Genomic DNA, 22,875 nt, shown 5'->3' with positions numbered 1-22,875 from the left:
CGCCCACGTTGGCGCGATCGCCTGAGCGATGACGGAGCTATTTACTAGACACTATCGAGGTGTACCATTTTTACCCGAGTCGCCAACTTTTGCCGTAGAGTGCTAAATCGCGAGACGGACAGCGTACCGGAGCAGGAGTCCGCCCATCTGAGCGTGATCCCGCGTGATCAGCATACAATCTCGCGCCAGCAAATCAGCGAAAATGCGCTGAAGGTTCTGTACCGTCTGAATAAATCAGGCTATGAAGCCTATCTGGTCGGCGGCGGCGTCCGCGATCTGCTGCTGGGCAAACGCCCGAAAGATTTCGACGTGACCACCAACGCCACGCCGGAACAAGTGCGTAAGCTGTTCCGCAACTGCCGCCTGGTCGGACGCCGTTTTCGTCTGGCGCACGTCATGTTCGGGCCGGAGATCATTGAGGTCGCCACCTTCCGCGGCCATCACGAACATGCCGATGAAAGCAAAAACATTGCCCAGCAGGGCAAAAATGGCATGCTGCTGCGCGATAACGTCTACGGCAATATTGAAGAAGACGCCCAGCGGCGTGACTTTACCATTAACAGCCTCTACTACAGCGTGGCCGACTTCAGCGTCCGTGACTATACCGGTGGCCTGAACGATCTGCGCGCCGGGCAAATCCGGCTGATCGGCGATCCCGAGACGCGCTACCGAGAGGATCCGGTGCGCATGCTGCGGGCGGTACGCTTCGCCGCCAAGCTGCAGATGTCCATCAGCCCGGAAACAGCGGCGCCCATCGCCCATCTGGCATCGCTGCTGCGCGATATCCCCGCCGCGCGCCTGTTTGAAGAGGCGCTGAAGCTGCTGCAGGCGGGCTATGGCTATGAAACCTATCTGAAGCTGCGCGAATACCAGCTGTTCCAGCCGCTGTTCCCGGTGATCTGCCGCCACTTTACCCCTAACGGCGATAGCCCGATGGAGAAGATCCTGGCCCAGGTGCTGAAGAACACCGATCACCGTATTCAGAACGATATGCGGGTCAACCCGGCGTTTCTGTTTGCCGCGATGCTGTGGTATCCGCTGATCGAGCTGGCGCAAAAGCTCACTCAAGAGGGGGGGCTGACCTATCACGATGCGTTCGCCCTGGCGATGAACGACATCCTGGATGAGCAATGCCGCTCTCTGGCGATCCCCAAGCGCATCACCGCCCTGATCCGCGATATCTGGACGCTGCAGCTGCGCCTATCGCGCCGTCAGGGTAAGCGCGCCCATAAGCTGCTGGAGCAGCCCAAGTTCCGCGCCGCTTACGATCTGCTGGCGCTGCGCGCCGAGGCCGAACACAGCGCCGAGCTGCAGCGCCTGGCGGACTGGTGGGGCTCCTTCCAGGCCGCCAGCGTCTCCCAGCAAAAGGCCATGGTTAATACCCTGGACGACGATAGCGACGGTAACGCCGCCCGCCGTCGCCGCAGACCGCGCCGGAGAACGCCGCGCCGCGAAGGCAGCGGTGCATGACCCCGGTCTACCTCGCGCTGGGCAGCAACTTAGCCGAACCGCACCGTCAGGTGCGGCAGGCCATTCATGCGCTGGCGGCGCTGCCGCAGTGCCGTCTCCTGGCCGCCTCGTCCCTGTACCGCACCCGTCCCCTCGGGCCGCAGGATCAGCCTGACTACGTCAACGCCGCCGTCGTGCTGGAGACCGCGCTATCGCCCGAGGCCCTGCTGGACTGCACCCAGCGCATTGAGCGTCTGCAGGGGCGGGAACGCAAGGCCGAGCGCTGGGGACCGCGTACGCTGGATGTGGATATCATGCTGTTTGGTGAGCAGGTTATCCACAGCGAGCGCCTGACGGTGCCCCACTACGACATGAAAAACCGCAGCTTTATGCTGGTGCCGCTGGCGGAGATCGCCCCCGATCTGCGCTTTCCCGACGGCGAGGCGCTGCGCGATGTCATCGCCCGCCTGCACGATGCGGATACCCTGATCGTCCTACCCGCGCAGGACACGCCGGCCTGAACCGCGCGGTCCGCACCGCGGGCCGCCTTTCTCTCCGCCTCTCCCACTGCGCGCGCCGCGCGTAACGCATTTGCTTGATCTTCCTCCACCGCAAACGATTTTCTTGCAGTAGAATACGCCACAGTGGTGCCCGCAGTGCACCGCCCAACCTTACCAGTCCGGCCCGCGGCCGGTCGACAATGGGAGAGAGTGATGACGCCAACCACGCTATCACACCTGCGCAAACGTAAGCAGGAGAAGCACAAGTTCGCCACGATCACCGCATATGATGCCAGCTTCGCCCGGCTGTTTGCCGAGCAGGGTATCGACGTTATGCTGGTCGGAGACTCGCTGGGGATGACCCTGCAGGGCCACGAGACCACGCTGCCGGTGACCGTAGCGGATATCGCCTACCATACCCGCGCGGTGCGCGCCGGCGCGCCGGCCTGCCTGCTGATGGCCGATATGCCGTTTATGTCCTATGCCACGCCGGAGCTGGCCTGTACCCATGCCGCGGAGCTGATGCGTGCCGGGGCGAACCTGGTCAAAATGGAGGGCGGCGCCTGGCTGTGCGACAGCGTGCGTACGCTGACCGAGCGCGCGGTGCCGGTGTGTGGACATCTGGGGCTGATGCCGCAGTCCGTCAATATCCTCGGCGGCTATCGGGTGCAGGGGCGCGATCAGGATGCGGCGGATCAGCTGCTCTCCGATGCCCTGGCGCTAGAGGGCGCCGGTGCCCAGATGCTGGTGCTGGAGTGTGTGCCTGCCCAGGTCGCCAAGACGATCACCGAGGCGCTGCGTATTCCGGTAATCGGCATCGGCGCCGGCAGAGATACCGACGGCCAGATCCTGGTCATGCACGATGCGCTGGGGATCAGCAGCGGACGCATGCCGAGCTTTGTAAAAAATTTCCTCGCGGTCGAGGGCGATATCCGCGCGGCGGTGCGCCGCTATATCAATGACGTCGAACAGGGGCTGTTCCCCGCCGACGAACATACCTTTAACTGACCCGAATTCTGGACGGCGGCCCGGGCGGGCCGCCCGACTTTTCTGCTGGAGAACGAGCTGTGCTGATTATTGAGACTGTCCCTCTGCTGCGCCGCGAAGTACGCCGCTGGCGCCAGGAAGGGAAACGTATTGCGCTGGTGCCGACCATGGGCAACCTGCATGAGGGGCATATGACCCTGGTCAACGAGGCCCGCGCCCGGGCCGACGTGGTGATCGTATCGGTGTTCGTCAACCCGATGCAGTTCGATCGTCCGGACGATCTGGCGCGCTACCCGCGCACCCTGCAGGAGGACTGTGAAAAGCTGAACCGTCACGGGGTCGACCTGGTCTTTGCCCCGGCCGCCGAGGAGATCTATCCCCAGGGCGTATCGCAGCAGACCTACGTCGACGTTCCCGCGCTCTCGACCATTCTTGAAGGGGCCAGCCGTCCGGGTCACTTCCGCGGGGTCGCCACCATCGTCAGCAAGCTGTTTAACCTGGTACAGCCGGATCTGGCCTGCTTTGGTGAAAAGGATTATCAGCAGCTGCAGCTGATCCGCAAGCTGGTCGCGGACATGGGCTATGGCATCGAGATCGTTGGCGTCCCCATCGTCCGCGGCGAGGATGGGCTGGCGCTCAGCTCGCGCAATGGCTATCTCGATAGCGATGAGCGCCGTCTGGCGCCGCGCCTGTACAACATCATGATGCAGCTGGCCAGTCAGCTGGAGAACGGCGAGCGCGATCTGGAGGCCCTGCTGGAGCAGACCGCCAGTCGTCTGCGTCAGGCCGGCTTCCGTCCCGATGAGCTGTTTATCCGCGACGCCGACACGCTGGGCGACGTCAACGTCGATACCCGTACGGCGATCGTGCTGATCGCGGCCTGGCTTGGGCAGGCACGGCTCATCGACAACGTGCGCGTTGCCTTTAACGCCGACGCCTAGCGTCCGGCGGCTAGACAGCGACGACGAAATGCGCAACCATAACGTCAACCGCCGCAGACCCGTGGTGGTTGACGTTATGCTATTTTACCGGGCCGCACGTCGGCTCCATTACGATGATTACAGGTATTACACTATGGTACGTACAATGCTGCAGGGTAAGCTGCACCGCGTGAAAGTCACCCAGTCCGACCTGAATTACGAAGGCTCCTGCGCAATCGATCAGGATTTCCTGGATGCGGCCGGTATCCTGCAATATGAGGCTATCGATATTTATAACGTCGACAACGGCCAGCGCTTCTCCACCTACGCTATCGCCGCCGAACCCGGCTCCAAGATTATCTCGGTCAACGGCGCCGCCGCCCGCTGCGCCTGCGTCGGCGACACGCTGATCATCTGCAGCTATGTTCAGATGCCCGATGAGCAGGCCCGCACGCACCACCCCAAGGTGGCCTACTTCGAAGGCGCTAATCAGATGAAGCGCCTAGCCAAATCCGTTCCGGTACAGGTCGCCTGATCCCCCTCCGCTGCGGCATGAGTCCGCAGCGGTTCGTTTTTCGCTTTTCCCGCCCCCCTCACCCATAATTAACAGACTGCTTCCCCCGCGAATGCACCGTCCCGCGACGCCACGGCGCCGCAAAGAGCAACATCGGATATTCAGGGATCGCCCGTCATGACAACCTCTCGCTGGCCGCATACCGCCCCTCCGCTACCGCTGATCCTGTGGCTATTCCTCTATGCCGCGCTCTGGACCTGCGCCGCGCGATGGTTGAATCCCGCGCTCCCCTATGATGCCGTCGAAGCGGTGAATTGGGCGCAAAGCGGCGAGTGGGGATCGCCGAAAAACCCGTGGCTCGTCGGGGTGATGATGAAGCCGCTGCTCTCTTTCTCCACGCTAGCGCCGGACGGCTACTGGTACGCAACCCACTTCATCGCCGTCGCCTTCGGCATGCTGGGCGTCTGGATGCTGGCGCGCCGCCTCAGCGGGCGGGACGATCTGGCCTGGCTGGCCCTCATGGCGCTCAATCTCTCCGGCATCATTAACTTCGACATACTGCCCTATAACGATAACTACCTCTTAGTCGCCCTGTGGCCGTGGCTGTTTTTCATCCTTGCCCGGGCGCTTGATAGCGATCCGCCCCGCTGGGCGTGGCCGCTCTTTGCTCTGGTTGCCGGCTTGGCGACCATGGCAAAATACTCTACGCTGGCGTCGCTGGGCGCGCTGTTCTGGCTAACCCTGCTCTGCGCCGAGCACCGACGGCTCTACCGTCAGCCCACGTTCTGGCTGGCCATTGCGCTCTATCTGCTGCTGGTTATTCCCAACGTCCTGTGGCTGGTGACCCATGAATACTCCGCGTTCCACTGGGTACGCGTGCAGATACGGCCAGAACTCAATCTGCGCGCCACCGTCGCGCTGCTGTCGGTCTTTTACCCCTGTCTCCTGCTGGCCCTTCTGGTCTACCTGTGCGGCGGGCGGCTGCGCTGGCCCTCATCGGGCCCTCTTCGTAGCCTGCTCCTGCTCTTTCTGCTCCCGCTGGCGCTGATCTACCTGTGGCTCAGTCTGTATCGCGGCGAGCCGGTCACCGAGTGGCTACAGCCTTTCGTGATCCTGGCTATCCCTCTGCTCTGCGCGACCATCCACGAGCTGCCGACGACGCCTCTGCGCCGGCTGACCCGCGGTTTACTGGCGCTGGCGCCGCTGGTTCTCCTGGGATACGTTCTGGTCTATCACCTCAATCTACGGGACTGCCGCGAGCGGTGGAGCGGCGTCAAGACGTTCAGCGCCCAGGCCCAGCAGTTCTGGCATCAGCACAGCGCGGCGCCGCTGCGCCTGGTGGGCGGAGGCTATCTGCACCAGTGGCTGATCCTCTACGGCACCGATCGCCCTCGGACGATTCAGCCTTGGGCGGTGGACACGCCTCGGCCGCCCAACGTCTATACCCCCGGGCTGACCCTGGCGGAGATCCGGCGCAGCGGCGTGCTGCTCGTAGGCGAGATCGGCATGCGCTGCACCCGGGAGGCCTTTATGCCCGTATGGCAATACTGGCCGACGCTGCAGCCGCAGATCTATCATCAGACGGTGTTTATCGCCCAGCCCGGCGCGGCGGCGCAGCCCGTATGTCTGGCCATCATCGCCCCCGATGCCACGGACTCAATCCCGCGGGATCAGCGCCTGCATTAGCGGCGGCAGGCGAATCGGCACCGGCGTATCGACCGGCGGCACATCCTGTGGCTGATTGGCGATCAGACGCGCCATGGTCTGAACAGAGTCGGTGCGCAGGACATACAGCCGCTTCAGGGTGTAGGGATTATCGCCGCGCCGCACCTTGCCGCGCACCGTGGTCACCGCCATGTGATAACCGGCCCGGTGAGCGGCCTCGATCGCCTGACGGTTAAAGCCGCCAAAGGGGTAGGAAAGATAGCGCACCCGCGGAGTAAACTGCGTCAACGCTCGGCGCGAACGCTCGAAATCAAACAGGATATTATGCTGGCTACGGCGAAACAGGATCGGCCGTTTATCCGCGGAGAGACGGTGCAGAAAATGGGTATGGGACTGAATATCGAATACCGACTGAATCGTGCGCAGCTCCGCCAGACTCATAAACTGCAGGCCGTTGGGATTCCAGGGCTGCGGGTGGCGCTTAATCCGCGACGAGATAATAAATGCGGTCGCCCGCTGGCCGTTTTTCTTCAGGATCGGATAGGCATAGCGGTAGACCGACTTCAGCCCGTCGTCGAAGGTCAGCGCGACCGCGCGCGCCGGCAAATTTTCATTGCCGCGCAGATACCCCTCCAGCTGGTACAGCGAAATGGTCAGGTAACCCGCCTGGCGCAGATAGGCCATCTGCGCATCAAACGCCTGGACCGAGGTGGTGGTTGAAGTGTGGCGAAAACGGTGATTTTCCTCGTTTTTCAATATGTGGTGATAGGTAAGGATCGGAATGCCGTTGTCCAGTTCAACCCGATCGGCGCGCACATAGGCCAGCCGTCCGCCCAGGTTGATCACCAGCCAGCGCCAGCCCGCCGCGTCTGTCTCTCTGGCCAAGATAGGATAGCGTAGATTCTCCGCCAGACTCGCGACCGGCGCAGCCGTTCTCTCCGGGCGGTCATATACCATGACCGGGTGCAGGGTCAGCAAATAGTCCGGGCTTTTTTATGCAGCAGGGCGACGTCACGGGCCGCCGGCAGCGGCGGCGTCGCCGCAGCCAGGCTATCGCTGGCGATAAATCCGCTGGCGTTGCCGAAGCGAAAGATGAAATAGCCGTTGTCAGCGGGCTGTACATTGAGCAGCAGCCCTCGGTTCAGGCGCCCTACCGGAATGATCCGATCGCCAACCGGAGAGTAAATCTCACTGTCACGTAGCGTCACCATATAGCGCGCCGCGTCAGCGTCTGCCGCTCTCTGTCCCCGAGCGACAGAGAGCGTGGTCAGCAGCAGCAGACCCGTCAATAATAAGTGCTTATACATGAAAAAATCAGCGCGGGGCATCCGTTGCCCGGTGGGTGATATCTTCAGCATAGCACGCGCAACGACGGGCGGCCAAAGCGACAACGCCTTTTCAAATCAAGATGCTGCGAGCCCCCCTGCGCGAGCGCAGCGGAGAACATCAGGGGCCACGACCTCACGCACGGCCGGTTTCCCCCGCGCATCGATTGCCGCGGATCGTTAGCGTCTGGGTTGTCGGCGGCATAACGCCGCGACGCCGCGACCGATGGCGAAACCCCGCGCCAGCACAATCTCCCACGCCAGCACAATCTCCCGCGCCAGCACCCGCTCTGCCGCCCGCCGCATATCCGCATAGGGACTCCGGCCAGAGGCGAATCGCCGCAGCGCGGCATCTGCACCAACGTCGGTGCACGCCCCTCCGGACGCATGCCGTCGGGAGCATCGACCGCCGCCCCCTGCGCCAGGGCGCCGCCCCCCGACGCAACGCCCTGTCGCAGGCCGCGGGCGACACCGCCGCGGCCGCTCCCCAGCATACGCGCCTCTTACAGAAAGCCCACCAGTTTGCCCACGATACCCACGGCCACCGTCACACCGATCAGCTTGATCGGCGAATAGCCGCGCTTCATCAGCCAGTACACCAGCAGGGTGAAGCACAGGGGCAGCAGGTTGGGCATCAGCTTGTCCAAGACATCCTTCTGCAGCGCCACCGTCGCCTTACCGGCGTGCATCACCAGCGGCGTCGAGAGGTGAACATAAGAGGCCACCAGCGCGCCAATCACCGTCATGCCCACGATCGAGGCGGCGTGAGAGATGTTTTTGGTATGGGTCTTCAATAGCGCCAGCGCGCTGGTTCCCGCGCTGTAGCCATAGTGTGCCAGCCCAAAGCGCAGGGCGAAGTGCACCGCGTTGAACAGCAGCAGGAACACCACCGGCCCAAACAGACTCCCCTCCAGCGCCAGCGAGGCGCCGATGCCGGCGCAGATAGGCAGCAGCGTCAGCCAGAACAGCGCGTCGCCGATGCCGCCCAGGGGCCCCATCAGCGCCACCTTCACCGCGCGGATGGTCGAGACACGCTCTTTGCCGCGCTCCATCGCCAGCACCAGTCCGGACAAAAAGGTGACGTCAAAGGGGTGCACATTGATAAACTCCATGTGCATTTTCATTGAGTTGGCAAGATCCTGTGGATTGCGGTGGATCTTGCGCAGGCTGGGGATCAGGGTATACAGCCAGCCGCCCGCCTGCATACGTTCATAGTTAAAGGAGGCCTGCAGCAGCAGGGAGCGCAGCGCCATAATGTTGATATCGCGGCGGCTCAGCGCCTGCCCCGGCGTTTTATCCACATACTCGTCGCTCTCGACCTGGCTGGTGGCCAGCGCCTGCGCCATCCGCTTTTCTGCCTTGGCTACCAGTGCGTCATCGCTATCGTTAAATGCCATCTTCTTCCATCTCCTTGTTCTGGCGCACGGCAGGACGCTGCGCCGGTGCGGCTTCATTGCGGGTACGGTTAAAGAAATCGATCAGGGCGATAGCCAGCGCGCCCAGCGCTACCGCGATAATCGGCATATTCAGGAATGTCACGGAGATAAAGCCCAGAATAAAGTAGGCCACATAGGTCTTCTTCATCATAATCTTCATCAGCAGAGAGAAGCCGATGGCCGGCATCATTCCCCCCGCCACGGCCAGCCCGTCCAGCAGCCAGGTCGGCGCCTTTTCCACCATGGCGCTGGCGGCATCGGCCCCGAAATAGACCGGCAAAAAGGCGACAATAAAGTAGAAGCAGAACAGGATCAGCAGCCCGGCGTAGTTCACCCACTCCACCCCACGCCAGTTCAGCCGCTTCACCATCTCATCGCAGCGGTGCATCATCGGCGAATAGGCGGTAAACAGCAGGGTAATGCAGCCCTGCACCGCGATGGAGAAGGGTACCGCGACCCCGATGGCAACCTTGGGATCGGCGTGGGTCAAAATGGCGAACGCGGTGCCGATGACGCCGCCGATCACCACGTTGGGGGGCTGAGCACCGGCCAGAGGCACCATTCCCATCCACACCAGCTCCAGCGTCCCGCCGACCAGCAGGCCGGTCTGTATATCGCCCAGGATCAGCCCGACCAGCGGCCCGATCACCACCGGACGGTGCAGGTGGGTCAGTCCGTCGAACAGGTCGATACCGGCGATACCGGCCAACAGCCCTATCAACAATGCATCGGTTAACATGGTTTACCTCCTGCGTTCAGTCCAACAGCGGGTGAATCGACTCCCCCGCCTCATCCGGCACCCGGCGGATCTCGCAGGGAATGCCAAGCTGCGCCAGCGCGTGGAACGCCGCGATATCCTCGCCGTCCACCGACACCGTCTTGTGGATCTGGCGCTTTCCCTGCGCAAAGTGCATATTGCCGACGTTGACGAAGTGAATGGGCACCCCGCCGCGCACCAGCGTCAGCACATCCTGCGGCGTTTTGCAGACGATGAAGATCTTCTGGCGATCCGCGGCCCGGTGGATCACCTCGATGGTTTTCTGCAGGGTGAAATAGCGGGTCTGCACGCCCTCTGCCACCACCATATCCATCAGGTTCTGTTGGACGGGGTCAGCGGCGGCGGCGTCGTTGGCGACCAGCACCAGATTGGCGCCCAGCGTATTGGTCCAGGTCACCCCGACCTGTCCATGCACCAGCCGGTTATCGATACGGGTCATCAGGATGTTCGGGTTTGACATATATCACACCTCCATCGTGGCTATGGTTGAATGCGCTACGGGATACTCATAAATGACGACGCCCTGCACCACCCGATTAACCTCTCCGCTCGGGCAGGGGTTATCCGGCGTGATCCCCAGCGCCAGAGCGGTCTCTAGCGCCAGCGTCTGCAGGTAAAGCAGGAACGGAAACATCAGCCACAGATCGTCCAGATCGCACGTCAGCGCCAGCGCGCCCGTGCCATCGCCGCTCAGCGCAACGCAGCGCAGGGCCAGCGCGTCACGCTGCAGCTCCTTGAGCAGATCCTGGTCATAGCGGCGGCAGTAAGGCTCTGCGCTCAGCATCGCGACCACCAGCGTCTGGGGCCCGACCATAAACTTGGGCCCGTGACGCAGCCCCATGGTGGAGTCATGGCGGGTCGCGATGCGTCCGGCCGTCAGCTCCAGCATCTTCAGCGCCGCCTCCTCCGCCACGCCGTTAAAGCTGCGGCTACCCAGCACCACCAGCCGCTGAAAACCACCGTTGGCCAACGTCTTGATCGTCGGCAGCCACTGCGGCAGCGCGCGCTGACACAGCGCCGCCGTCCGCTGCAGCGGCGCCGCGCTTTGGGCCAGCGTGAGCGGACCGAGCAACAGCGCGCCGGCCAGCATCATACAGCTGAAGCTGGAGGTCATCGCAAAGCTCCGATCGCAGGATCCCGGCGGCATGATCAGCGAGCATGCGTTAGCGCGCCCTTCGGCATAGCGCGCCAGGGCGCCGTCCGGATTACAGGTCAGCAGCAGATGATGGCAGCGCGGCAGTAAACGATCGGCCAGCGCCAGCGCCGCAACGCTCTCCGGGCTATTGCCGGAGCGACCAAAGGAGACCAGCAGCGTGGGACGCCCGGGGTCCAGATACTGCCGCGGCGATGGCACAATGTCGGTCGTGGCGTAGGCCACGACGTCGCGGCCGCACTGCTCTCGCAGCCAAGGGGCCAACGCCCGCCCGACAAAGGCAGAGGAACCGGCTCCGCACAGTACGATTTGCAGCGCAGGCTGCGCCAGCACGGCCTGAAGAAAGGGATGCCAACGCGACTGAGCCTCGCTCAGTTCGCGGTGTAACGCCTGCCACAGCGCCGGCTGCTGCGCGATTTCACGGGCCGTATGCCAGGCGCCATGCGCCTGCAGCCACGCGGGGGAATAGCCGAGTACCTCATCACTCATGCGTTTACTCCTCAGATTGAGTCAGGGCGCAGCGGCGGGCTTCGCCAGGGTAAAGTCTCCCCGGCACAGCCGGCGTCCGGCTACGCTGCATAACGAAAACAGAGACGGTGGGGCTGGCGTCGTCACCCGTCGGCGATGATCACCTCCACCCCTAAATCGCACAGCGCGCGGTGATAGCCCTCCGGGATCCGACTGTCGGTGATCACTCGGTGGATCTGTGCGGCGCCGCGAATGGTGCAAAAGCTTTTCCGGCCAAACTTACTGGCATCCACGACGGCGATGATCTCGCTGGCCACGTCGCACATGACCCGGTTAAGCTGAGCCTCTCCCGCATGGGGCGTGGTAATACCGCAGCGCAGATCAAAGCCGTCGACCCCCAGAAACAGCCGGTCGAAATGGTACTGGCGCAGCTGCTGCTCCGCGGCCTGCCCATACAGGGAGTAGGAGTTTGGCCGTACGCTGCCGCCCAGCACCAGCACGTCAATCTGCTCATACCCCGTCAGCTCACAGGCGATATTCAGGGCGTTGGTCACCACCACCAGATGGCGGTGTGCCTTAAGAAAGGGGGCGATTTGGGCCGTGGTGGAGCCGGAGTCGAGGATCAGCGTATCGCCGTCCTGCACCAGCTCCGCCGCCCGTGCGGCAATACGCGACTTTACGTCGCGGTTCAGACGCCCTTTATCCTGCAGCGGCCGATCGAAGACAAACTGCTGATTCAGCATGGCGCCGCCGTAGGAGCGCAGCGCACACCCCCGCTGCTCCAGGTAGCGCAGATCGTTACGGATAGTCACGCTGGAGACGCCAAAGTGGTGACGCAGCTGCTCCACCCGTACGCTGCCCTCAAGGCATAGCCTGTCGATGATCTGTTCACGGCGCCTTACGGTGTCGATGCCCATACTGCCTCCCAGTGCGGTCAAGGTCGGAGATAAACCTTCTCGTACCGCGACCATCGAATTACAGCAAAGGAATCACCGATCCGGTGTGATCGCAGTTACACCTTATTTTTCCAACAGATAGCGACAGAAATACTTTCGGTTAATTGCCAACCGAAAGCCTTGGCCGATGGCCGCGCCGCGGCGTTGAGCGGTGAGTTATCCCGCATGACGCCTTTGTTAAGCGAACGATTGCGCAGAAACCGAAAGGAAAGCGGGGAGAAATGAGGGAATGAAAGTTGTGTTGTTTGACCGATCAATGTCACATTTTTGCATATTAAGGTGAGTTGTCTATCGCAACGCAAGCAAAGGCAATCTCTGCGGTAACGACGCAGAGATTGCCGACGGCCGACCGCGCGGCGCCTACGCGTCGGAGGACGGGGGCGTAAACAGCGCGGCCTGACGACGCTGCTCATGCCACAGGCTGGTGGCGTGACGCTGGGTCTGCGCCAGCAGGGCCTCGCGAAACACGGCGGCGTCGCTCTGCGTACGCTGCGGCCACAGCGCCGCGAGCGCCGACAGGCTCACCCCGACCACCACCTCACAGTGCGGATGTTTATGGCACATTAGCGCCGCGGCGCGAAACGGCGGGGCGCCGAGAATATCCGTCACGATCACCACGCCATCGCCGCTGTCCACCTGATGCAGCGCATCGCACATCATACGGCTGAGCATGTTGGCGCTCACGCCGTCGCTGTACTCCACGCCCACGCACTGGGGCGGACGGGCCCCCTGCAGATGGGTTAAGGCCTTCAGCATTCCGCTGCTAAAGCCGCTGTGTCCGGCGAATACGATCCCCAGCATGCAGTCTATCCTCTCATCACCGCCCACCGGCGCACCGGTCGAGCATAAGCACCCTTGATGATGATGGTGTAACAGGAAACGGCAGCGCAGGCAGCAATCGGTGATAACGGCGGTTCAGGAGTGTGAGGTTAGACAGAAATGATGAATTTTACGGCACCGTCTCCAGGATATACGGTAGGTGCCGTATGATACCGCGCGATCAGCTGCGCAGGCCGCGCCCCCGCTCAATCAGGTACCAGGCCATAAGATACAGCACCGCAATGAATCCCAACAGAACGGCAAACGTCTGCGCCAGCGGCACATCGTGAATGCCCAGAAAGCCGTAGCGGAACCCGCTGATCATATACACGATGGGGTTAAGCTTGGAGACCGCCTGCCAGAACGGCGGCAGCAGACTCAGGGCGTAAAAGACCCCGCCGAGATAGGTCAGCGGCGTCAGCACGAAGGTCGGCACCAGGCTGATATCGTCAAAGGTGCGCGCATACACTGCGTTGATCAACCCGCCAAGGGCGAACAGCACCGCCGTGCACAGCAGGGTCATCACCACCGCCAGCCAGCTGTTTACCACCAGCGGCACGAAGAACAGCGAGACCAGCGTAACCAGAAAGCCGACGCAGACCCCGCGCGCCACGCCACCGCCCACGTAACCGGCGATGATCACATGGGTCGGCACCGGCGCCACCAGCAGTTCCTCAATGCTGCGCTGAAACTTGGCGCTGAAGAACGATGCGGCCACGTTGGCATAGGCGTTGGTGATCACCGACATCATGATAAGCCCGGGCACGATGAACTGCATGTAGCTGAATCCGTGCATCTCACCGATGCGCGAACCGATCAGGTTTCCAAAAATAATGAAATACAGCGTCATGGTGATCACCGGCGGCACCAGCGTCTGCACCCAGATGCGGCCGAAACGGTGAACCTCCTTGCTCCAGATGCTGCACAGCGCCACCCAGTACAAACGCCTCATGACTGCTTCTCCTGTTCACCGTTGAGCAACGACACAAACAGCTCCTCCAGCCGATTGGCCTTATTGCGCATGCTGAGCACCTGGACTCCCTGGGCGCTCAGCTGGCTGAATACCCCATTAAGTCCCTGCTCGCGCAGGACCTCCACCTCCAGCGTCGTGGTATCACACAGCCGGTGCTGGTATCCCTCCAGATGGGGCAGCGGACTTTTGGCCGCCAGGTCGAGGATGAAGGTCTCCGACTTCAGCTGCGCCAGCAGCGCCTTCATCGAGGTGTTCTCTATCAGCAGGCCGTGCTGGATGATGCCGATGTTACGGCACAGCATCTCCGCCTCTTCCAGGTAGTGGGTGGTCAAAATAATCGTGGTTCCCTGGGCGTTAAGCTCTTTTAGAAATCCCCACATCGCCCGGCGCAGCTCAATATCGACCCCGGCCGTCGGCTCATCCAGGATCAAAAGCTTTGGCTGATGCATCAGGGCGCGGGCGATCATCAGGCGGCGCTTCATCCCCCCCGACAGCATCCGCGCGCGTTCATTGCGCTTTTGCCACAGATCCAGTTGACTCAGGTAGCGCTCGGCGCGCTGCATCGCCTCGCGGCGCGTCACGCCGTAGTAACCGGCCTGATTCACCACGATCTGTAATACGGTCTCAAACGGGTTAAAGTTAAACTCCTGCGGCACCAGCCCCAGCTGGCGTTTAGCATTGACCAGATCGCGGTCAATATCATAGCCAAATACGCTGACCTGCCCGCCGCTCTTATTCACCAGCGAGCTGATAATGCCAATGGTGGTGGATTTTCCTGCCCCGTTTGGCCCCAGCAGCGCATAAAAATCGCCGGCCTCTACGGTTAAATCGATGCCGCGCAGCGCCTGCACGCCGCCGGCATAGGTTTTGGTAAGCTGAGATAGCTCAAGAGCATTCGTCATGGCGATGGGTTAACCTTACATCAAGCGTTTTGCCTTGGACGCAGCGCGGTGCACGCAGATACCCCTAGGGCGCGGCAAAACGGCTCCCCCCACGGGTTCTCTCTGCATGATTATATGTTACATGGCGTGTTGTCTGAAATCACCTGCTGCCACTGGCGGGTCGACTTTGCTATGATGCAACGATTCATCCTGTCGTGGAAGACATCCTGTGCCACCGTTAATTTGGCTTATCGAAGATCGGGCCACCGCCGCTGACCCGCTGATCTATACGCTGGAAACGGAAGGGTTTAACGTATGCTGGTTTAACCATATCCAGCCCGCCCTTGACGCCCTTAAACAGCAAACCCCGCATTTGGCTATCATTCAGCTAACGTTGCCCGACGGCAGCGGTCTGGCGTTGGGACGCCACCTGCAGGAGCGCCATCCCGCGCTGCCGCTGCTCTTTCTGGCCAGCGCCCCCGAGGAAGCATCGCAGGTCAGCGCTGCCGCGCTGCCGCACAGCGCCGTCATTCTCCCCCCCTTTTCCGCCCGTGAAATCTGCGTGCGTATGCGTACGCTGCTGCCGCATCCGGAAAAGATCGGTGCCAAGGCGACCCGCCTGGAGTGCTATGGCAACTTTACCCTCAACGATAGCCGCGGCTGCGCCCACTATTTTGGCCATGCCCTGCAGCTGAACCACTGCGAATACCTGCTGCTGAAAACGCTGCTCCAGGGACGGGGAAAGGTGTTCTCCCGCAGCCAGCTGAACGATCTGCTGCGTCCGCTGAATGAGAAGGGCGGCGAACGCAGCGTCGAGCGCCATATCAAGACGCTACGGGCCAAACTGCAGCGGATCACGCCCCACGATATCCCGCTCAATGCGCACCACGGCGTCGGGTTCAGCATCGAGTAAACGCCCGCGTGGCCCACTGTTCCGATTTCCAAAGCCCGTGGATTGGCCTATATTAGGCCTCTTTCCCGTTACAGCTGATTAACCTTCATGAAAGAAATCGAGAAACTGATCGCCAACAACCAGGCATGGTCACAGCAGGTAAAGGAGGATAATCCGACCTTCTTCGCCAAGCTGGCAGAGTCCCAGCGTCCGCGCTTTCTGTGGATTGGCTGTTCGGATAGCCGGGTGCCGGCGGAGCAGTTGACCGGTCTACAGCCGGGGGAGCTATTTGTACACCGCAACGTCGCCAATCTGGTGATCCATACCGACCTGAACTGCCTCTCGGTGGTGCAGTATGCGGTCGACGTGCTGCAGGTTGAGCACATCATCATCTGTGGTCACCTGGGCTGCGGCGGCGTCGAAGCCGCCGTCACCAATCCAGAGCTGGGGCTTATCGACAACTGGCTGCTGCATATTCGCGATATCTGGTACAAGCACAGCACCCTGCTGGGCGAACTGCCGCCGGAAAAACGCATGGATACGCTGTGCGAGCTGAACGTGATTGAGCAGGTCTACAATTTAGGCCACTCCACCATTCTACAGTCGGCGTGGAAACGCGGGCAGAAGGTGATGATCCATGGCTGGGTCTATGGTCTGCAGGACGGGCGTTTGCACGATCTGGACATTACCACCATCAGCCGTGAGAGTCTGGAAGTGCGCTACCGCAACGCCATGGCTAAGCTGCTACAGCAGCAGAACCAGGAAGGCTAATCCGCGCGGGTTAATAAAAAAACGCTGTCCGGTCAACGAATTAATTATTCACCGACCGGCGCAATTTCCGTACAGATGACCGTGCGCACAGCAAAAAGGCGACCCGAGGTCGCCTTTTTCACCGCCGTCGGCGTTACTCTTCCAGCATGGTAACTTTGCCGATATAGGGCAGATAGCGATAGCGCTGAGCGTAGTCGATACCAAAGCCCACCACGAATTCGTCGGGGATCGAGAAGCCGATATACTCCACCGGAACCGCGACCTCGCGACGGCTCGGTTTGTCCAGCAGCGTGCAGATAGCCAATGAGTTCGGGCCACGCAGGCTAAACAGCTCGCGCACCTTGCTCAGGGTATTGCCGGAGTCGATGATATCTTCAACGATCAGGACATCCTTATCGCGGATATCCTCATCCAGATCCTTGAGGATCTTGACATCACGGGAGCTGTTCATGGCGTTGCCATAGCTGGAGGCCGTCAGAAAGTCGACTTCATGCGGTACGCTGATCTGGCGGCACAAATCGGCCATAAAGATGAAGGAGCCGCGCAGCAGCCCCACCAGCACCAGCTCTTTGCCACTGTTACGGTAATGATCGGAGATCTGGCGTCCCAGTTCAGCTACGCGTGCCTTGATCTCCTGTTCAGAGATCATGACTTCTACGGTATGTTTCATCGCTTTTACCCTGCGTGCGTGCCGTCGCGTGGGCGGACGGCAAAATCAATCTGTCCTGCACCCGGCGGATGACTCCACTCCACGGCACAACACAGCGCGGTTTGTTAAGGGCGCAGAGTATAGCAGGCCGAGGGGGCTACTTAAACGGGTCTGCCGCCCTAAGGTACGAAAAGCCCTCCGACATACCCGCGGCCCGCATGGCATAGAATCCGTCCCAATTACATATTAAAAGTGAATATCAGACTGTAGTCATACCGATGAAATATGATACCGTCATAGCACAATAACAAATCGTGTTTTCCGGTATGAAAAAAACCTCTCTGCTAGTGCTATTGTTGGGCTTACTGAGTATCACGACCTCCAGTCGGGCGCTGGATGAGATGCAGGCGGAAGATCTGGCTGATTTAACCGCCATTTTCGTCTATTTAAAAAATGACTGTGGCTACCACGACCTTCCCAACAATCAGATTAAGCGGGCGATTGTCTTCTTTGCCAGCCGTAACGGCTGGGATATGAGTAATTACAACACCAAGAAGATGAAAAAGCTGGGTGAAGAGAGCTACCACGATTTAAGCCGCATCGCCATGCCGGTGGAAACCAAGTGCAAATACCTGGCCCGCGATTCGCTGGGCCTGCTGGCCTACGCTAACTGATCACGCGCCGGCGCACGATACGCCGCCAGGCGTTCACCGCACGCCCGCCTATGTGAAATCATTTCACCTCGCCTCCTCCTGCGCCAGATAACATAAACATGTTACAGTCAGCGCCTGGGCACAACAGGGAGGATGGCCATGAAACACCGAGCGACGTTACTGGGCGTGTGCGCCATTCTGCTGTGGAGCATGAGCGTCGCCCTGACGCGCAGCCTGGCGGAGACCCTGGGCCCGACCGCCGCGGGTGCCGCTATCTACTCCCTGAGCGGCCTGCTGGTATGGTGCGCAGCGGGAAAGCCCGCCGTACGCGGCCAGCGAGCGGGATACCTGTTCGGCTGCGGCGCCCTGTTTGTGTTCTATATGGTGGCCTTCGCTCTGGCCATCGGCCTGGCGGATAACCGAGCCCAGACGCTGGAGCTGGGGCTGATCAACTACCTGTGGCCTAGCCTGACGCTGCTGTTCGCCGTCCCGCTGCTGGGGCTGCGCGTACGCTGGTGGCTCTGGCCCGGCGCGCTGCTGGCCTTCAGCGGCGTCGTCTGGGTCGTCGGCGGAGACGCCGGCGTCGATCCCGTCGCCCTGTACCGCAATCTGAGCGGCAATCCGCTGGCCTATGCCCTGGCCTTCGGCGCCGCCTTTGCCTGGGCCATCTACTCCAACCTGCTGCGCTACTATCAGCCCAGCCGCGGCGCCCTGCCGCTGTTTCTCTTGATGACGGCCCTGTGTCTGTGGCTGCTATGGCTGCTGACGCCGCAGCCTCCGCTGCGCATCACCCGCGCGGCGCTGGGCGAACTGCTGCTGATGAGCGGCAGCACCGCCATCGCCTATCTGTGCTGGGATCAGGCCATGAAAAAGGGCAACGCCACCCTGGTCGCCGCCCTCTCTTACTTTACGCCGCTGTTGTCCATTGCCATTGCCGCGCTGTGGCTGGCGGCGCCGACCCCGAGCAGCCTGTGGTCCGGCGTGCTGCTGGTGGTGTTGGGATCATTGCTGTGCTGGAGCGCCAGCCGCCGGACGAGCGCGACGGCCCGCCGCGATTAGCGCTGCTGAATAAAACTGCGGTAGCGCGCCAGCACCTGTAGAAAATCCTCCAGCCCGCACAGCGAGAGGCTCTCCTCATCGTAATAGCGCATGCCGTCATCCAGCTCATCGCCCTCCAGCGCCAACTGGTTAGCGCGCACCATCACCTCTTCACTGTCCAGCCACAGGGTGTACTCATGCCCCTCTAGCTGCCACTGCCGTTCGCTGCCCTTCAGCGCCGCGGCCTCCTGCTCGATGCGCGACAGCAGCGCCAAATCCCCTTTGACCTCTTCGTTAAGCCAGTGCCCGACGGCCTCATGTCCCATCGAAAACAGCGCGATCACCTGGCCTCCAATATCATGGCGAAATTCATAATCCACAGCCAGCCCTCCCTCTCTGCCCCATCAGGGGACTCTTTTTCAGTGTAACCCAGCGCCACGATGCGACCTGAAATCCGGCTCGCAATCTGCAAAAAATAACGCGGAGACTGGGTCTCCGCGCTGTGTGGCGAGCGATTTCAGCAAAAAAGCCCCAGAGGGTCAATAGGCGCGGGATGCCCTGCGCTATGCGCTCCCGGCGCCAATATTACGCTCCAGGCCCTGCGCCACGTCCGATGGAATGCCCAGCGCCTGCGCCAGCGCATCCAGGTAACTGCGCTCCATAAAATGGTCGATGTCGATGACCGTACAGCTCACAGCATAAATCTCCAGCGCCTCCTCTTCGTCCTGCACCTCACGGGACAGCAGATGCGGATCGAGAGGGCTATCCAACGCCTGGCGCACCCACTCGCGCGCCTCATCGCCCAGCGCCAGGCGCGTCAGGGCATCGTCGATGGCCTGCTGCTCCCGAGCATCAATGTGGCCGTCGCTTTTCGCGGCAAACACCAACGCCTGCACCAGACGCCGCGCGCGCGCATCGGGCTGCGCGCTCCGCTGGCCGTACTGCGGCTCATCGCGGTGAGTCTCCCGCACCCGCTCGCGGTATTTATTCCACAGCAGGGCGCCGATCGCCGCGCCGCCGCCGAGCAGCAAGGCGTTCTTACCCAGCTTGCCCGCCTGCTTACGCACGGATTTATTCCCCAGCAGCACGCCGGCCAAGCCACCGAGCGCCGCCGGCGCCAGCAGTTTACCCAGCCCGTCGCCGCCGCTGCCGCGCTTAGCGTCGCCCAGCAGCGACTGCAGTTGATCCATCCAGCCTTTTTTCATCTCCACTCCCCCAGGATCGGCACAATAGCGTTAGGTTACGAGGTTAAACGTCAAGTTATGTCGACCCCATGCAAGGCTATGTAACACCCATAAAAAGGGGGAGTCCGCACAGACGGACTCCCCCGCGAAAGCCCTGGGGGCGCGATTACACCGCGGTCTGGAAGATCACCTGCCCGGCCTTCTCGGTGTATGGCGTCAGGCGATTAAAGTTGAGATAGCGGTAGGTGTCTGCCGCCGACGCCCCACCTTCGCCATAAACTGCTGATACTGCGCGACGTCCGGCAGCTGACCCAGCAGGGCCGCCACCGCCGCCAGCTCGGCCGATGCCAAATAGACGTTAGCGCCGGTGCCGAGGCGGTTCGGGAAGTTACGCGTCGACGTCGATACCACCGTCGCCCCGTCGGCCACCCGCGCCTGGTTGCCCATGCACAGGGAACAGCCTGGGATCTCAACGCGCGCGCCGCTCTTGCCGAACACGCTGTAGTACCCCTCCTCCGTCAGCTGCGCGGCGTCCATACGGGTCGGCGGCGCCACCCACAGCCGCGTCGGCAGCTGACCCTGATGGCTATCAAGCAGCTTACCGGCGGCGCGGAAGTGGCCAATATTGGTCATACAGGAGCCAATAAAGACCTCATCGATCTTCGCCCCGGCCACCTGTGACAGCAGACGCGCATCGTCCGGATCGTTGGGGGCGCACAGAATAGGCTCTTTAATCGCGTCGAGATCGATCTCGATCACCGCGGCATACTCGGCGTCACCGTCCGCCACCAGCAGCTGCGGATCGGCCAGCCACTTCTCCATGGCGCGGATGCGGCGCTCCAGGGTACGGCGATCGCCGTAGCCCTCGGCGATCATCCAGCGGAGCAGCACGATATTGGACTGCAGATACTCCACGATCGGCTCACGATCCAGCTTAATGGTGCAGCCGGCCGCCGAACGCTCCGCCGAGGCATCGGCCAGCTCAAAGGCCTGCTCGACCTTCAGCTGCGGCAGCCCTTCGATCTCCAGGATCCGTCCGGAGAAGATGTTCTTCTTCCCCTGCTTCTCGACGGTCAGCAGACCCTGCTGGATCGCGTGATAGGGGATGGCATGGACCAGATCGCGCAGGGTGATCCCCGGCTGCATCTGCCCTTTAAAACGCACCAGGACGGACTCCGGCATATCCAGCGGCATCACCCCGGTCGCGGCGGCAAATGCCACCAGGCCGGATCCTGCCGGGAACGAGATCCCGATAGGGAAGCGGGTATGGGAGTCGCCGCCGGTACCCACGGTGTCCGGCAGCAGCATTCGGTTCAGCCAGGAGTGGATGATGCCATCGCCTGGACGCAGCGCCACCCCGCCCCGGTTCATAATGAAGTCAGGCAGCGTGTGGTGCGTCTGCACATCGATAGGCTTGGGATAGGCAGCCGTGTGACAGAAGGACTGCATCACCAGATCGGCGGAAAAACCCAGGCAGGCCAGATCCTTCAACTCATCACGCGTCATCGGGCCAGTGGTATCCTGCGAGCCGACGGAGGCCATCCGCGGTTCGCAGTATTGGCCGGGACGCACGCCGGCTACGCCGCAGGCGCGCCCCACCATTTTTTGCGCCAGGGTATATCCCTTGCCGCTGTCGCTGACCGCTTTGGGCTGGCGGAAGACATCGCTGGGCGGAAGATCCAGCGCCTCGCGCGCGCGCGCCGTCAGCGCCCGGCCGATGATCAGCGGAATACGCCCGCCGGCGCGCACTTCATCCAGCAATACCTCGGTCTTCAGGGCAAAGGTCGCCAGCAGGGCGCCGTCGGCATGACGGCGGATCTCCCCCCGATAGGGGTAGATATCGATAACCTCACCGGTCTGCAGCTGGCTGACGTCCACCTCGATCGGTAGCGCACCGGCATCCTCCATGGTGTTAAAGAAGATCGGCGCGATTTTACCGCCCAGCACGACGCCACCGGCCCGCTTATTGGGCACGAAAGGGATGTCCTCCCCCATCAGCCACAGCACTGAGTTGGTCGCCGATTTACGCGAGGAGCCGGTGCCCACCACATCGCCGACGTAGGCCAGCGGGTATCCCTGCTCAGCCAGCGTCTGCAGCTGACGGATCGGCCCCACGGCGCCGGGCTGATCCGGGATGATGCCGTCGCGCGGGTTCTTCAGCAGCGCCAGCGCGTGCAGCGGAATATCGGGGCGGGACCAGGCGTCCTGTGCCGGGGACAGGTCGTCGGTATTGGTTTCACCGCTGACCTTGAAGACCGTCACCGTCAGCGTGTCCGCCAGCGCCGGACGGGACAGGAACCATTCGGCATCGGCCCAGGACTGCAGCACCTGGCGGGCAAACGCATTCCCGGCGCGCGCGCGCTGCTCAACGTCGTGGAAGCTATCGAAGACCAGCAGAGTATGGGACAGTGCGCCGACGGCGATCGGCGCCAGCGCCGCGTTATCCAGCGCCTCAATCAGCGGATGAATGTTATAGCCACCCTGCATTGTTCCCAGCAGCTCCAGCGCCTTGGCGGCGCTGACCAACGGCGAGTGGGCCTCGCCCTTCACCAGCGCGGCCAAGAAGGCCGCCTTCACATAGGCCGCCTCATCAACGCCCGGCGGTACCCGGTTGGTCAAGAGATCCAGCAGCAGGGCCTCCTCGCCCGCCGGCGGTGACTTAAGCAGCTCAACCAGCGCTGCCATCTGCGCCGCGTCCAGCGGCTTAGGAACCACACCCAGGGCCGCCCGCTCGGCGACGTGCTCACGGTATTCTTTTAGCACGACTCGACTCCTCGCTCTCATTGTCATTGTAGATACCGGGATGCCGGTAGCGTGCCGTGCCCTAACCCATCGCCTGACCGCCTGTCGGATACCCGGATAGC

21 protein-coding genes and 2 pseudogenes are annotated in these 22,875 nt (G+C 62.0%); 10 read left to right on the top strand and 13 right to left on the bottom strand.

Translation table 11 applies throughout. From position 1 onward, the window contains the following. The first annotated feature begins 66 nt into the window (after positions 1-66). The 6 genes from pcnB to BRD58_RS03640 all read left to right on the top strand — a co-directional run bounded on the left by pcnB (position 67) and on the right by BRD58_RS03640 (position 6,056). Positions 67-1,470: a polynucleotide adenylyltransferase PcnB gene (gene pcnB, locus BRD58_RS03665; protein ID WP_071840951.1), complete on the top strand. Its 1,404-nt coding sequence runs from the start codon at positions 67-69 to the stop codon at positions 1,468-1,470. Next, positions 1,467-1,970 carry a 2-amino-4-hydroxy-6-hydroxymethyldihydropteridine diphosphokinase gene (folK, locus tag BRD58_RS03660; protein WP_073381592.1) on the top strand — a complete coding sequence of 168 codons (504 nt, stop codon included), beginning with the start codon at positions 1,467-1,469 and terminating at the stop codon, positions 1,968-1,970. Before pcnB ends, folK begins: the two co-directional genes overlap by 4 nt. Before the next feature lie 192 nt (positions 1,971-2,162). Continuing rightward, positions 2,163-2,957 (top strand): 3-methyl-2-oxobutanoate hydroxymethyltransferase, encoded by a 795-nt coding sequence (gene panB, locus BRD58_RS03655; protein WP_012847558.1) that lies wholly within the window; start codon positions 2,163-2,165, stop codon positions 2,955-2,957. Between the two features lie 59 nt (positions 2,958-3,016). Beyond that, positions 3,017-3,877, top strand: coding sequence for a pantoate--beta-alanine ligase (gene panC / locus BRD58_RS03650; protein WP_012847557.1), 861 nt, complete (start codon positions 3,017-3,019; stop codon positions 3,875-3,877). Between the two features lie 133 nt (positions 3,878-4,010). Continuing rightward, positions 4,011-4,391, top strand: coding sequence for an aspartate 1-decarboxylase (gene panD, locus BRD58_RS03645; protein WP_015460975.1), 381 nt, complete (start codon positions 4,011-4,013; stop codon positions 4,389-4,391). A 156-nt stretch (positions 4,392-4,547) separates the two neighbouring features. After that, on the top strand, positions 4,548-6,056 hold the full coding sequence (locus BRD58_RS03640) for a glycosyltransferase family 39 protein (protein ID WP_073381590.1): 1,509 nt from the start codon (positions 4,548-4,550) through the stop codon (positions 6,054-6,056). On the opposite strand, the pseudogene BRD58_RS03635 reads toward BRD58_RS03640, so the two are convergent. The 9 genes and pseudogenes from BRD58_RS03635 to BRD58_RS03595 all read right to left on the bottom strand — a co-directional run bounded on the left by BRD58_RS03635 (position 6,027) and on the right by BRD58_RS03595 (position 14,845). Next, positions 6,027-7,342: pseudogene (locus BRD58_RS03635) on the bottom strand (polysaccharide deacetylase family protein). The gene BRD58_RS03640 and the pseudogene BRD58_RS03635 overlap by 30 nt on opposite strands. 521 nt (positions 7,343-7,863) lie before the next feature. Then, positions 7,864-8,757 (bottom strand): PTS system mannose/fructose/sorbose family transporter subunit IID, encoded by an 894-nt coding sequence (locus BRD58_RS03630; protein ID WP_012847552.1) that lies wholly within the window; start codon positions 8,755-8,757, stop codon positions 7,864-7,866. After that, on the bottom strand, positions 8,747-9,535 hold the full coding sequence (gene agaW, locus BRD58_RS03625; protein ID WP_012847551.1) for a PTS N-acetylgalactosamine transporter subunit IIC: 789 nt from the start codon (positions 9,533-9,535) through the stop codon (positions 8,747-8,749). Before agaW ends, BRD58_RS03630 begins: the two co-directional genes overlap by 11 nt. A gap of 16 nt (positions 9,536-9,551) precedes the next feature. Next, entirely contained in the window at positions 9,552-10,034 is a 483-nt protein-coding gene (gene agaV / locus BRD58_RS03620) for a PTS N-acetylgalactosamine transporter subunit IIB (protein WP_034163175.1), read from the bottom strand. A gap of 3 nt (positions 10,035-10,037) precedes the next feature. Beyond that, positions 10,038-11,216, bottom strand: a complete 1,179-nt coding sequence (locus tag BRD58_RS03615) for an SIS domain-containing protein (protein WP_069578228.1) — start codon at positions 11,214-11,216, stop codon at positions 10,038-10,040. A gap of 122 nt (positions 11,217-11,338) precedes the next feature. Beyond that, positions 11,339-12,112 (bottom strand): transcriptional repressor AgaR, encoded by a 774-nt coding sequence (agaR, locus tag BRD58_RS03610; protein ID WP_012847548.1) that lies wholly within the window; start codon positions 12,110-12,112, stop codon positions 11,339-11,341. A gap of 399 nt (positions 12,113-12,511) precedes the next feature. Further along, a complete protein-coding gene (locus tag BRD58_RS03605) occupies positions 12,512-12,952 on the bottom strand; it encodes a PTS sugar transporter subunit IIA (RefSeq protein WP_012847546.1) in 441 nt (146 codons plus the stop codon). A 199-nt stretch (positions 12,953-13,151) separates the two neighbouring features. Beyond that, a complete protein-coding gene (locus tag BRD58_RS03600; protein WP_015460969.1) occupies positions 13,152-13,922 on the bottom strand; it encodes an ABC transporter permease in 771 nt (256 codons plus the stop codon). Further along, a complete protein-coding gene (locus BRD58_RS03595) occupies positions 13,919-14,845 on the bottom strand; it encodes an ABC transporter ATP-binding protein (protein WP_012847544.1) in 927 nt (308 codons plus the stop codon). The genes BRD58_RS03600 and BRD58_RS03595 overlap by 4 nt, the downstream gene beginning before the upstream one ends. A 208-nt stretch (positions 14,846-15,053) precedes the next feature. Here BRD58_RS03595 and BRD58_RS03590 point away from each other — a divergent pair, with 208 nt between their 5' ends. Together BRD58_RS03590 and can are read left to right on the top strand one after the other, a co-directional pair. Then, the gene (locus BRD58_RS03590; RefSeq protein WP_012847543.1) at positions 15,054-15,737 is read left to right on the top strand and encodes a winged helix-turn-helix domain-containing protein; all 684 of its coding nucleotides are present in this window, start codon (positions 15,054-15,056) and stop codon (positions 15,735-15,737) included. 87 nt (positions 15,738-15,824) lie between these two features. After that, positions 15,825-16,487 carry a carbonate dehydratase gene (gene can, locus BRD58_RS03585; protein ID WP_012847542.1) on the top strand — a complete coding sequence of 221 codons (663 nt, stop codon included), beginning with the start codon at positions 15,825-15,827 and terminating at the stop codon, positions 16,485-16,487. 133 nt (positions 16,488-16,620) lie between these two features. On the opposite strand, the gene hpt is transcribed toward can, so the two are convergent. Further along, positions 16,621-17,157: a hypoxanthine phosphoribosyltransferase gene (gene hpt, locus BRD58_RS03580; RefSeq protein ID WP_012847541.1), complete on the bottom strand. Its 537-nt coding sequence runs from the start codon at positions 17,155-17,157 to the stop codon at positions 16,621-16,623. A gap of 305 nt (positions 17,158-17,462) precedes the next feature. On the opposite strand from hpt, the gene BRD58_RS03575 reads away from it, so the two are divergent. Further along, the gene (locus BRD58_RS03575) at positions 17,463-17,810 is read left to right on the top strand and encodes a YacC family pilotin-like protein (protein WP_015460968.1); all 348 of its coding nucleotides are present in this window, start codon (positions 17,463-17,465) and stop codon (positions 17,808-17,810) included. Between the two features lie 138 nt (positions 17,811-17,948). Beyond that, positions 17,949-18,848, top strand: a complete 900-nt coding sequence (gene yddG, locus BRD58_RS03570; protein ID WP_015460967.1) for an aromatic amino acid DMT transporter YddG — start codon at positions 17,949-17,951, stop codon at positions 18,846-18,848. Here yddG and yacL read toward each other — a convergent pair. The 3 genes and pseudogenes from yacL to acnB all read right to left on the bottom strand — a co-directional run bounded on the left by yacL (position 18,845) and on the right by acnB (position 22,774). Further along, entirely contained in the window at positions 18,845-19,207 is a 363-nt protein-coding gene (gene yacL, locus BRD58_RS03565) for a protein YacL (protein WP_012847538.1), read from the bottom strand. The genes yddG and yacL overlap by 4 nt on opposite strands. 183 nt (positions 19,208-19,390) lie before the next feature. After that, entirely contained in the window at positions 19,391-20,032 is a 642-nt protein-coding gene (locus BRD58_RS03560; protein WP_073381588.1) for a tellurite resistance TerB family protein, read from the bottom strand. A gap of 145 nt (positions 20,033-20,177) precedes the next feature. Continuing rightward, a pseudogene (gene acnB / locus BRD58_RS03555) lies at positions 20,178-22,774 on the bottom strand (bifunctional aconitate hydratase 2/2-methylisocitrate dehydratase). Between the last annotated feature and the right edge of the window lie 101 nt (positions 22,775-22,875).

The sequence above is a fragment of the Edwardsiella piscicida genome (assembly GCF_001896205.1).
Classification (GTDB): Bacteria; Pseudomonadota; Gammaproteobacteria; order Enterobacterales; family Enterobacteriaceae; genus Edwardsiella; species Edwardsiella piscicida.
Note: the sequence above shows the minus strand (reverse complement) of the source record. Positions and strands in the feature narration are given on the sequence as shown.